This window comes from Pseudomonas alkylphenolica (genome assembly GCF_004025535.1).
GTDB lineage: Bacteria > Pseudomonadota > Gammaproteobacteria > Pseudomonadales > Pseudomonadaceae > Aquipseudomonas > Aquipseudomonas alkylphenolica_A.
This window is the reverse complement of the sequence record NZ_QJRG01000049.1, coordinates 502,180-514,045: the sequence shown is the minus strand read 5'-3', so window position 1 is coordinate 514,045 and position 11,866 is coordinate 502,180. Positions and strand designations below refer to the sequence as shown.

General features: G+C 61.6%; 9 protein-coding genes. 8 read left to right on the top strand and 1 reads right to left on the bottom strand.

All coding sequences use genetic code 11. The features are described 5' to 3' along the window. Positions 1-97 precede the first annotated feature (97 nt). From DM813_RS25980 to DM813_RS25950, 7 genes are all read left to right on the top strand, one after another. On the top strand, positions 98-1,519 hold the full coding sequence (locus DM813_RS25980) for a transglycosylase SLT domain-containing protein (protein ID WP_128326256.1): 1,422 nt from the start codon (positions 98-100) through the stop codon (positions 1,517-1,519). Between the two features lie 190 nt (positions 1,520-1,709). Beyond that, a complete protein-coding gene (locus DM813_RS25975) occupies positions 1,710-3,539 on the top strand; it encodes an extracellular solute-binding protein (RefSeq protein WP_128326255.1) in 1,830 nt (609 codons plus the stop codon). A 5-nt stretch (positions 3,540-3,544) separates the two neighbouring features. Then, positions 3,545-5,389, top strand: a complete 1,845-nt coding sequence (locus DM813_RS25970; RefSeq protein WP_431312016.1) for an extracellular solute-binding protein — start codon at positions 3,545-3,547, stop codon at positions 5,387-5,389. A 1-nt stretch (position 5,390) separates the two neighbouring features. Beyond that, positions 5,391-6,464: a microcin C ABC transporter permease YejB gene (locus tag DM813_RS25965; RefSeq protein ID WP_128326253.1), complete on the top strand. Its 1,074-nt coding sequence runs from the start codon at positions 5,391-5,393 to the stop codon at positions 6,462-6,464. 1 nt (position 6,465) lies between these two features. After that, positions 6,466-7,485 (top strand): ABC transporter permease, encoded by a 1,020-nt coding sequence (locus tag DM813_RS25960; RefSeq protein WP_128326252.1) that lies wholly within the window; start codon positions 6,466-6,468, stop codon positions 7,483-7,485. A gap of 1 nt (position 7,486) precedes the next feature. Beyond that, positions 7,487-9,094 carry an ABC transporter ATP-binding protein gene (locus DM813_RS25955; RefSeq protein ID WP_128326251.1) on the top strand — a complete coding sequence of 536 codons (1,608 nt, stop codon included), beginning with the start codon at positions 7,487-7,489 and terminating at the stop codon, positions 9,092-9,094. 151 nt (positions 9,095-9,245) lie between these two features. Next, the gene (locus DM813_RS25950) at positions 9,246-10,292 is read left to right on the top strand and encodes a hypothetical protein (RefSeq protein WP_206617431.1); all 1,047 of its coding nucleotides are present in this window, start codon (positions 9,246-9,248) and stop codon (positions 10,290-10,292) included. A 6-nt stretch (positions 10,293-10,298) separates the two neighbouring features. Here the strand turns inward: DM813_RS25950 and DM813_RS25945 are convergent, their stop codons facing one another. Further along, a complete protein-coding gene (locus DM813_RS25945) occupies positions 10,299-10,745 on the bottom strand; it encodes a PACE efflux transporter (RefSeq protein WP_128326438.1) in 447 nt (148 codons plus the stop codon). Between the two features lie 121 nt (positions 10,746-10,866). Between DM813_RS25945 and DM813_RS25940 the strand changes: the two genes are divergently transcribed. Continuing rightward, positions 10,867-11,748, top strand: a complete 882-nt coding sequence (locus DM813_RS25940) for a LysR family transcriptional regulator (RefSeq protein ID WP_128326250.1) — start codon at positions 10,867-10,869, stop codon at positions 11,746-11,748. Positions 11,749-11,866 lie beyond the last annotated feature (118 nt).

Here is an 11,866-nt window from a genome sequence, read left to right as displayed (position 1 = left end):
AGGTTCTGCTAGGACCGTAAAGTTCTCAAAGGTTGACCACCGAGGGGCCGCTTTCTAGAATCGTCCGACATTTTTGCCCGGAACTTTGTCCCCGCCAATGTCGTCGAATAGCCGCAGAACCTTCAATTCCGTCGCCCTGACGCGCCTGGCCCAAGCCAGTGCGCTGGCCCTGGCCGCCACCCTTGTGGGCTGCCAGAGCACCCGTCAGCTCGACGAATCCGAGAGCGTTCGCGCGCACAATTACCAGGCGCGGATGAAGCAAAAGCCGGTGTTCGTTCCGGTCAAGCAAGCCGAGCAGGAACCCCAGGATGTATGGGAGCGCATGCGTCAAGGCTTCGCCCTGCAGGACAACATCGCCGTCAATCCGCGCATCGAACAGCAACGCCTGTGGTTCGCCAGCAACCCGTCCTTTTTGGAAACCGCCGGCGACCGTGGCAGCCTGTACATTCATTACATCGTCGAGCGTCTCGAAGAGCGCGACATGCCGCTGGAACTGGCCCTGCTGCCAGCTATTGAAAGTGCCTACAACCCGATGGCCTATTCGCGGGCCCATGCAGTAGGGCTGTGGCAGTTCATCCCCTCCACCGGTCGCTACTTCAACCTGCGTCAAACCCGTTTCTACGATGGCCGCCGCGACATCACCGCGTCGACCAACGCCGCCCTCGACTACCTGACCCGCCTGCACGACATGTTCAACGGCGACTGGCTGCTAGCACTGGCTGCCTACAACGCCGGTGAGGGTACTGTCAGCCGGGCCATCGAGCGCAACGAGCGTCTCGGTTTGCCAACCGATTACTGGAACTTGCCATTGCCGCAGGAAACCCGTGACTACGTGCCTAAGCTGCTGGCTTTGTCACAGGTGGTGATGACGCCCCAGGCCTACGGCGTGAACCTCAATCCGATCGCCAACGAACCCTATTTTGAAGCAGTCGCCATCAAGGACCGTCTGGACCTGTCGCGGGTCGCCGCCTTGGCGGATATGGACGAAGACGAGCTGTTCCAGCTCAACCCGGCGTTCAAGAAGCGCATGACCGTCGATGGTCCGCAGCAACTGCTGGTCCCAACCGCCAAAGCGCAGTTGCTGACCACCAGCCTGTCGAACATGAAGCCCGAAGAGCTGCTGTCGTTGCAGCCGAAAAAGGCCGTGTTCGACGCCGCACTGGCCGAAGCCACGCCCCGCACCAGCACCACCCGCAGCAGCCGCTATCGGGTCAAGCGCGGCGACAACCTCGCGTCCATTGCCCGCGCCAACAAGGTTAGCGTCAAGGACCTGCAGCGCTGGAACAAGCTGTCTGGCCACGGCCTCAAAGCCGGTCAGACTCTGGTCATGCAGAGCGCTCAGCCTGCCCAGGGCAAGGACCAGAAAAAATCGACCCAGTACAAGGTACGCAAAGGCGACTCGCTGTACCTGGTGGCCAAACGCTTCAACGTCGAGATGCAACACCTCAAGCGCTGGAATCCGCGCAGCGGCCACGCCCTCAAGCCAGGCCAGACCCTTACGGTCTACCTGCCGCATTGATGTAAACCCGGGGGCCGCTCTGCGCCCCATTCGCGGGTGAACCCGCTCCCACAAATCAGGTTTACCCGCGAAGCCTTCTCCTGCATGGCCAAGGCCTTTGGGAGCGCCCTTGCGGGTGCTCTTTTTCCTTGCCCTGCAAGCTGTTACTGTTACCCGATCAAAGCCCAATGCCTCTGGATCGGATGCCGACTTGATACGTCCCCTCCTGCTGTCACTCAGCCTGGCCTTGAGCTTTCCCGCAGTCGCGACAATCAGCGAAAGCCACGGTTACGCGCAGTTCGGCACGCTCAAGTACCCAGCCAAATTCACCCACTTCGACTGGGTCAATCCGCAAGCGCCCAAAGGCGGAACCTTGCGTGCCATGGCATTCGGCACGTTCGACACCCTCAACCCTTACACGTTCAAAGGTTCAAGCCCGGTTACCACCCCCAACTTCCTGCAGTACGGGGTGAACGAACTCAATGAAACCCTGATGGTCGGCACCGGCCAGTACGACCCCTCGGGTGACGAACCTACGTCCGGCTATGGCCTGATCGCCGGCTCTGTGGAGTACAGCGAGGACCGCAGCTGGGTGGTGTTCAACCTGCGTCCGGAAGCACGCTTTCATGACGGCCATCCGATCACTGCCAGCGATGTGGCGTTTTCCTACCGGACGCTGCTCAAGGAAGGCCACCCGATCTACCGCACCAACCTGCAGGAAGTAAAACGCGTCGACATCCTCAATCCACAGCGCATTCGCTTCGTGTTCAAACGCGCCGGCAATGCCCTGTTGATCCTGCGCCTGGGCGAAATGCCCGTTCTGCCAGCGCATTACTGGAAAGATCGCGACTTCAAGGCCACCACCTTCGAGCCGCCGCTGGGCAGCGGCCCGTACCGGATCACCGCCGTGCAGCCGGGGCGACGGCTGGTGTTCGAACGGGTCAAGGACTACTGGGGCAAGGACCTTGCGGTCAACCGGGGCAAGTACAACTTCGATCGGGTCGAGTATGAGTTCTATCGTGACAGCGCCGTGGCCTTCGAGGCCTTCAAAGCCGGCGAGTTCGACATCTATATCGAGCACCAGGCCAAGAACTGGGCCAACGGCTACAACTTTCCGGCAGTACGCCGTGGCGAAGTGATCAAGGCACAGATCCCGCACAAGATACCGACCCAGACTCAAGGCCTGTTCATCAACAGTCGCCGTGCCGCATTCAGCGACCCACGGGTGCGTCAGGCGCTGGGACTGATGCTGGATTTCGAATGGACCAACCGCGCGCTGTTCAGCAGCGCCTACCGCCGCGCCACCAGTTACTACCCCAACAGCGAATTTGCCGCCAGCGGAGTGCCGGTGGGCAAAGAGTGGCTGTTGCTGGCGCCGTTTCGCGATCAGCTACCCGCCGCCTTGTTCACCGAACCCTACAAGGTCAGCCACACCAATGGGCGCGGCACCAGCCGCCAGACCCTGCGCCAGGCCCTTGGCCTGCTGGCCCAGGCCGGCTGGAAACTCAATGGCCAGCGCCTGCTCGACAGCAAAGGCAATCCACTGAAGCTTGAACTGCTGCTGGTCAACCCGAACCTTGAACGCATTCTGCAACCTTATGTCGAAAATCTCGCCAGCATCGGCATCGATGCACGCTTGCGTACCGTAGACCGGGCCCAGTACAAACAGCGCCTGGACCAGTTCGATTTCGACATGATTCTGATGACCCTGAACCAGACCCTCAGCCCGGGCCTTGAGCAATGGTTGTACTTTCACTCGAGCCAGGCCTCGACCAAGGGCAGCAAGAACTATGCTGGCGTCAAAGACCCGGTGGTCGACCACCTGCTCGAGACCCTGCTCGGCGCACAGACTCGCGATGAACAAGTGGCTGCCGCGCGCGCCCTGGACCGGGTATTGCTATGGCAGTACTACATGATTCCCAACTGGTATCTGGACAATCACCGCCTGGCCTACCGTAACCGGTTCGCCTTCGTCACCACGCCGCCCTATACCCTGGGGCTCAACAGCTGGTGGATAAAGCCTTCGGAGAACGCCCAATGACGTCTATGCCCAGCCTGCGCATGAAGGCCTGCGCCCTGCTGCTGGCCTGCTTCAGTGCCCAGGCACTGGCCGCGCCCCAGCATGCCCTGACCCTGTATGACGAAGCGCCGAAATACCCGGCCAACTTCAAGCATTTCGATTACGTCAATCCGGATGCGCCAAAGGGCGGCACCTTCCGCCAGGCAGGCTTTGGCGGCTTTGACAGCCTCAACCCGTTCATCAACAAAGGCGTGTCGGCCGATGACATCTCGCTGATCTACGACACCCTGATGACCCAGAGCCTGGACGAACCGTTCACCGAATATGGCCTGGTGGCCGGCAAGATCGAGAAAGCCCCGGACAACAGCTGGGTGCGTTTCTACCTGCGCCCTGAAGCACGTTTTCATGATGGCCATCCGATCCATGCCGAAGACGTGGTGTTCACCTTCAACACCCTGATCAAAAGCGGCGCACCGCTGTTTCGCGGTTACTACGCCGATGTTGCCGAGGTCATCGCCGAAGACCCGCAGCGGGTGCTGTTCAAGTTCAAACACAGCAACAACCGTGAACTGCCGCTGATCCTCGGCCAGTTGCCGGTGCTGCCCAAGCACTGGTGGGAAGGTCGCGACTTCACCAAGGGCAACCTTGAAATCCCGCTGGGCAGCGGCCCATACAAGGTCGCCGACGTCAAAGCCGGACGCTCGATTCGCTATGAGCGGGTCAAGGACTACTGGGGCAAGGACCTGGCGGTCAACCGCGGCTTCTACAATTTCGATGTCATGACCACCGACTATTACCGCGACAGCGCCGTGGCGCTGGAAGCCTTGAAAGCCGGTCAGTTCGACTACCGCCTGGAGACGGCGGCGAAAAGCTGGGCTACCGCCTACGATGTGCCAGCCGTGCGACAGAAACGCCTGATTCTCGAAGAGTTGCCCAACGGCAACCCCACCGGCATGCAGGGTTTCGTCTATAACCTGCGCCGCCCGCTGTTCCAGGATGTGCGGGTGCGCGAGGCGCTGAGCCTGCTGCTGGATTTCGAGTGGACCAACAAGCAACTGTTCAATGGCGCCTATACCCGCAGCCGCAGTTATTTCGAGAACTCCGAAATGGCGGCAACCGGCCTGCCGGATGCTGCCGAGCTGAAGATCCTCGAACCCTTGCGCGGCAAGATCCCCGAACAAGTCTTTACCCAGCCCTTTGCCAACCCGGTTACCGATGGCAGCGGCATGATCCGCGAACAGCAACGCAAGGCATACAAACTGCTGCAGGAAGCCGGCTGGCGCATCGTCGACGACAAGATGGTCGATGCCCAGGGCAAACCGGTGTCCATCGAGTTTCTTCTCGCCCAGACCGAGTTCGAGCGCGTACTGCTGCCCTTCAAGCGCAACCTGTCCGACCTCGGGATAGATCTGGTGATCCGCCGGGTAGACGTTTCCCAGTACATCAACCGGCTGCGTTCGCGGGACTTCGACATGATCGTCGGTGGCTATCCGCAGTCCAATTCGCCGGGCAACGAGCAACGCGAGTTCTGGCAAAGTGCAGCCGCCGACAACCCCGGCAGCCGCAATTTTATCGGCCTCAAGGATCCGGCCATCGACACCCTGGTCGAAGACTTGATCAATGCCGACTCCCGGCAGAGTCTGATCGAGCATTGCCGTGCCCTGGACCGTGTACTGCAGTGGGGCTACTACCTGATCCCCAACTGGCACATCAAGACCTGGCGGGTCGCCTACTGGAACCACATCGGCCATCCTGAGGTATCGCCCAAGTACGACATCGGCATCAACACCTGGTGGATCAAGCCGAATGTCGAGCCCGCCGTACCAGTGACCACCGCGCCCGCTGCGCAACCGACCGAAGGGGCGCAATAGCATGCTGGCCTACATCTTCCGGCGTTTGCTGCTGATCATTCCAACCCTGCTGGGCATTCTGATCATCAACTTCGTGATCATCCAGGCTGCCCCCGGCGGCCCGGTCGAGCAGATGATCGCCAAGCTTGAAGGCTTCGAAGGCGCCACCAGCCGCATCGCCGGTGGCGGTGCCGAGGTGTCGGTGGCCGGATCCAACTACCGCGGCGCGCAAGGCCTGGACCCGGCGCTGATCAAAGAAATCGAAACGATGTACGGGTTCGACAAGTCGGCACCGGAACGCCTGTGGATCATGATCAAGAACTACGCCCACCTGGATTTCGGCGACAGCTTCTTCCGTGATGCCAAGGTCATCGACCTGATCATCGAAAAAATGCCGGTGTCGATCTCCCTGGGGCTGTGGAGCACGCTGATCATGTACCTGGTGTCGATCCCGCTCGGCATCGCCAAGGCCACCCGTCATGGCAGCCACTTCGATGTCTGGACCAGTTCGGCGATCATCATCGGCTACGCCATCCCGGCCTTCCTGTTCGCCATCCTGCTCATCGTAGTGTTTGCCGGCGGCAGCTACCTGGACTGGTTCCCGCTGCGCGGGCTGACCTCGAACAACTTCGACGAGCTCAGCACCTTGGGCAAGGTCCTCGACTACTTCTGGCACCTGGTGCTGCCGGTGACCGCCCTGGTGATCGGCAACTTCGCGACCATGACCTTGCTGACCAAGAACAGCTTCCTTGACGAGATCAACAAGCAATACGTGGTCACCGCCAAGGCCAAGGGCCTGAGCCCGAACCGCGTGCTCTACGGGCACGTGTTCCGTAACGCCATGCTGCTGGTGATCGCCGGCTTCCCGTCGGCGTTCATCGGCATCTTTTTCACCGGCTCCTTGTTGATTGAAGTGATCTTCTCCCTCGACGGCCTGGGCCTGATGAGTTTTGAAGCGGCAATCAACCGCGATTACCCGGTGGTCTTCGGTACCCTGTTCATCTTCACCCTGCTGGGGCTGGTGGTGAAGCTGATCGGCGACCTGACCTACACCCTGGTCGATCCACGCATCGACTTTGAAAGCCGGGAGCACTGAGATGAACCTGTCCCCTCTCAATCGCCGGCGCTTCGAGCGCTTCAAGGCCAACCGCCGCGGCTGGTGGTCGCTGTGGTTGTTCCTGATCCTGTTCGGCCTGAGCCTGGGTGCCGAGCTGATCGCCAACGACAAGCCATTGGCCGTGCGCTATGACGGCGAATGGTACTTCCCGGCCATCAAGCGCTACCCGGAAACCACCTTTGGCGGTGAATTCCCGCTGGAGGCCAACTACAAGAGCCCGTACATTCGCGAACTGCTGGCCGCCAAGGACAGCTGGGTGCTGTGGGCGCCGATTCCGTTCAGCTACCAGAGCATCAACTACGACCTCAAGGTGCCCGCCCCTGCGCCGCCCTCAGCGCAGAACTGGCTGGGTACCGACGACCAGGGTCGCGACGTGCTCGCCCGGGTGATCTACGGCTTCCGCATCTCGGTGCTGTTCGCCCTGACCCTGACCATCCTCAGCTCGATCATCGGCGTGATCGCCGGTGCCCTGCAGGGGTTCTATGGCGGCTGGGTCGACCTTGCCGGGCAGCGCTTCCTGGAGATCTGGTCAGGCCTGCCGGTGCTGTACCTGTTGATCATCCTGGCCAGCTTCGTCCAGCCCAACTTCTGGTGGCTTCTAGGCATCATGCTGCTGTTTTCCTGGATGAGCCTGGTGGATGTGGTGCGCGCCGAGTTCCTGCGCGGGCGCAACCTTGAATACGTGCGCGCTGCACGTGCGCTGGGCATGCAGGACGGCTCGATCATGTTCCGGCATATCCTGCCCAATGCCATGATCTCGACCATGACCTTCATGCCGTTCATTCTCACCGGCGCCATCGGCACCCTGACCGCCCTGGACTTCCTCGGCTTCGGCCTGCCGCCCGGCGCGCCGTCGCTGGGCGAACTGGTCGCCCAGGGCAAGTCGAACCTGCAGGCACCCTGGCTTGGCATCAGCGCCTTTGCGGTGCTGGCATTGATGCTCAGCCTGCTGGTGTTCATCGGCGAGTCCGCTCGCGACGCCTTCGACCCGAGGAAATAACATGAGCAACGACACCTTGATCGAAGTACGCGACCTGTCTGTCGAGTTCGTGACCGGCGAGCAAACCCAGCGCGTGGTCGAAGGCATCAGCTTCGACATCCGCCGCGGCGAAACCCTGGCCCTGGTGGGCGAAAGCGGCTCGGGCAAGTCGGTAACCGCGCACTCGATCCTGCGCCTGCTGCCCTACCCGCTGGCGCGTCACCCCAGCGGCAGCATTCACTACGAAGGTCGCGACCTGTTGACCCTGGACGAAAAGCAGATGCGCCAGATCCGTGGCAACCGCATCGCGATGATCTTCCAGGAGCCGATGACCTCGCTCAACCCGCTGCACTCCATCGAAAAGCAGATCAACGAAATTCTCCTGCTGCACAAGGGCCTGCGCGGTAAAGAGGCAACGGCGCGCACTCTGGAGCTGCTCGATCTGGTGGGCATCCCCGAGCCGCACAAACGCCTCAAGGCGCTGCCCCATGAGCTCTCAGGCGGCCAGCGCCAGCGCGTGATGATCGCCATGGCCCTGGCCAACGAGCCGGAGTTGCTGATTGCCGACGAACCGACCACCGCCCTCGACGTCACCGTGCAGCTCAAGATCCTCGAGCTGCTGAAATCGCTGCAGGCGCGCCTGGGTATGGCCTTGCTGTTGATCAGCCACGACCTCAACCTGGTCAAGCGCATCGCCCACAGGGTCTGCGTAATGCAGCGCGGCTGCATTGTCGAACAGGCCGACTGCGCCACCTTGTTCAGCAACCCCACCCACCCGTATACCCAGATGCTGCTGGGCGCCGAGCCCAGCGGTGGCCCTGCCGACAACCCACCGGGCAAGCCGATGCTCGAGGTGGAAGACCTGCGCGTGTGGTTCCCGATCAAAAAAGGCCTGTTGCGCCGTACCGTCGACCACGTCAAAGCCGTGGATGGCATCAACTTCAGCCTGCCTCAAGGCCAGACCCTGGGGATCGTCGGAGAGAGCGGTTCCGGAAAATCCACCCTGGGCCTGGCCATCCTGCGCCTGATCGGTAGCCGGGGCGCCATTCGCTTTCAGGGAACAGCGCTGCAGGACCTCAATCAACAACAGGTGCGACCGTTACGGCGGCAGATGCAGGTGGTGTTCCAGGACCCTTTCGGCAGCCTCAGCCCGCGCATGTGCGTCAGCGATATTGTCGGCGAAGGCCTGCGCATTCACCGCATCGGCACCGCGGAGGAGCAGGAACAAGCGATTATCGCCGCGTTGAAGGAGGTAGGCCTGGACCCGCAGGCGCGCCACCGCTACCCCCATGAGTTTTCCGGTGGCCAGCGCCAGCGCATTGCCATTGCCCGGGCCCTGGTACTCAAACCGGCGCTGATCCTCCTCGACGAACCCACCTCGGCTCTGGACCGCACGGTGCAACGCCAGGTGGTCGAACTGCTGCGCTCACTGCAGATCAAATACAACCTGACCTACCTGTTCATCAGCCATGACCTGGCCGTGGTGAAGGCCTTGAGCCATCAATTGATGGTGGTCAAACAAGGCAAAGTGGTTGAACAAGGAGCGGCAGCGGACGTCTTCGCGGCGCCGCAAAGCACTTACACCCAACAGTTGCTGGAGGCGGCATTCCTCGCGCCTGCGCCGCTTTAGTCAAACGACGCACTGCCCCCATCGCCGACCCTGCAGGCGATGGGGGCTGGCGTTATTCCTTTCTGATGCAACCCCGGCTTTCTGCCCACCTATACTGAAACCAACAAGGCACCCAACTCGCCAAGCACTCCGTCACAAGGGGGTATCGCTTGTGAGCCCCCGCAACCTCCTCATTCTCCTGTTTGCACTGCTGCTGACACTGGGCGGCTGCAGTTCCCGACAAAAGGCGCCCGAGCCCCCTCCCATTCAACTGAGCCCCGCCACCTGGGAGCAGATCGACCGGGAAATCATCGACGCGTCACTGGCCACTACCAGTTCGGTCAATGACTATGCACGACGCTCGATGCGCGTCTGGAAAGACCGGGTACAGCAGTTCACCGAGAGCGATTTCATCCCCTGGTTCACCGGCTACTGGACCCAGCAATGGCTGACGATGAAGGTGGCCTGGTACAAGATCAACAGCGGCGAAGGTAAGGAGCCACCGGAAAAGCGCCTGGCGGCCTACCTGCAAGAGCAGTATCACCAGCGCGTGCTCGACCAGGTGGCCAAGGAGATCGACCCTGAAGGTATTCGCGACCGCGCCATGGAGCTGTATGTCCAGTTGCTCGGCCAGCAGTTGCAACAACTGGCCCAGCGCTATCGGGCACCACCCGAGCAGTTCAATCTGCGCCTGACGCGGATTCAGGCCATCAACCTGGGGCCACCCGCAGCGCTCAACGCTTCGCTGCATCAATTGCTCTACAGCAAATCGCTGGCCGAGCAGCCTGCCTACGCGGCTCTGGTCAAGCACATGCACAGCGCCGTGCGGGCTGGCACCCAACGCGCCGATGTCAGCCTGTCTTCGGTGGCGCAGCAGGCCAGCGAAAAACTCAGCGCCACCCTGGCACCCCGAGGGATCGCCAGTGCCGTAGCTTCCGCCGTGGGCCGTGTCGCCGGCGCACTGATTTCAGTGGCCGCCACCGGCTACGGCATCATGTCGCACAACCAGGAACAACCGGCAATGATCGAGCAGTTGCGGGTGATCCTCAATGTGGCGCTCAACCAGGAATGGCGTGAGCTCATGGAGAATCGCAAGACGGGCACCATGGCCGGCGTCTACTACCTGTCCGGCGAAGTCGAGGAAAGCCTGCTTGGCGCCAGGCGCCTGCCCGAGGAATCTGAAACCGGTTCTTTGCGCATTGTCTTGCCGGCGCAGTAACTCCCCTCAGGCGGCAACACCATGGTTATCCACGGCCTGCGCCGACGTCGGCAAGCCAAAGAGGCGATCGAACAGCCAGTTGTACAGGAAGGTGTAGCAAGGGATCAGGATGATGAACGCCAGGTCCACCAGGAACGCCTCGATCAGGCTCATGCCCAGCCACCAGGCAATAAGCGGGATCAGGAAGACCACCAGGGTCAACTGGAAGCCGATGGCATGCGCTACACGCCGGGCAACACTGCGCCCGCGCTTGAGCTGACGACTTTCCCAGCGCTCGAACAGCGTGTTGTAGATGAAATTCCAGGCCATGGCGATGGTCGTGATCATCACCGCCAGCGGGCCGGTGCTGCTTGGCGCCGTGTCCGACAGATACGCCAGCCCCAGGGTCGACAGGCACAGTCCGATCAGTTCATAAGCACTCACATACACCAGTTTGCGTTTCACACCTTGCACTGCGTTACCTCGATTGTTCATGAAGCGCTACCCGTCCGGGCGGCAGAGGCGCGCAAGAATGCGTCAATATTATTGACAGAAAAAGTCGGCTGCTATCAGATTTACTGACAGGAGGCCCACATTGAATTTTTCCAGCGACAACATCGAACTGTTCCTTGCCGTGCTCGATCACGGCTCGTTCTCGGCCGCCGCACGGGCGCTGGGCCGCGTGCCTTCGGCCGTGAGCATGGCCGTCGGCAACCTCGAGGCCGAACTGGGTTATGCCCTGTTTACCCGCACCCACCGCGAAGCGCAGCCCACGCCCCTGGCGCAAGCCCTGGCGCCGCAGGCGCGAATGATTGCCGCACAGCTGGGCCAATTGCAGGTGCATGCCCTGGAGCTGTCCCAGGGGCTGGAAAGCACGCTGACCATCAGCGTGGTCCCGGACATCGATCACGCCCCCCTGCTGAACGCGATCAAGACCATCAGCGCACAGTATCCGCTGCTGGAGGTCGAACTGCTCAGCGCTCCGCAGGAAGAAGCACTGGCGCTGCTGCACAGTGGACGCGCCAGCCTGTGCCTGGCGTTCGCCGGGTTGACGGTCGACCCGCGGCAACGCTTTCAGCAGGTCGGCATGGAGTCGCTTGTGGCGACCATTTCACCGCAGCACCCTGCCCTTGCGCACCGCCCCCGACAGATCGCCTACCTCGAAGACCTGGCTAATGTCCGGCAGATTCTGGTCGCCAGCCAGGACTTGCCGATCAGCGATCCCCGCGCCTTGATCGGCAAGGCGCACTGGCGCACCAACAGCCTGAGCATGGCGCTTGAGATGGTAGAAGCCGGCCTCGGCTGGGGCGACTTCCCCTTGTCACGGGTGGCGCCACTGCTGCAAGCCGGCCGACTGCTGCGCCTGGACTTCAAGAACACCCGCAACGAACTGCAACTGCCGGTGCACGCCTTCTGGCGGCACAACCTGCCACTGCAAAAAGCGGGACAGGCACTGGTGCGGCTGCTCGGCGTCTAGCGCCTGACGGGCGTGGGCCGCATCCCCCGACTTGCCCTGCGACAATCTGCCTTTCAGCTTTTCAAGGCTGCGGCCGATAGCCGTGAGGATAAGCCCGTGCATTGGCCAAAAGCCCCGC

What these genes read in the sequence shown, in the direction of transcription:
- DM813_RS25980 (WP_128326256.1), top strand. Translation starts at nt 98, where the DNA reads ATGTCGTCGAATAGCCGCAGAACCTTCAATTCCGTCGCCCTGACGCGC.
- DM813_RS25970 (WP_431312016.1), top strand. Translation starts at nt 3,545, where the DNA reads ATGCCCAGCCTGCGCATGAAGGCCTGCGCCCTGCTGCTGGCCTGCTTC.
- DM813_RS25965 (WP_128326253.1), top strand. Translation starts at nt 5,391, where the DNA reads ATGCTGGCCTACATCTTCCGGCGTTTGCTGCTGATCATTCCAACCCTG.
- DM813_RS25960 (WP_128326252.1), top strand. Translation starts at nt 6,466, where the DNA reads ATGAACCTGTCCCCTCTCAATCGCCGGCGCTTCGAGCGCTTCAAGGCC.
- DM813_RS25955 (WP_128326251.1), top strand. Translation starts at nt 7,487, where the DNA reads ATGAGCAACGACACCTTGATCGAAGTACGCGACCTGTCTGTCGAGTTC.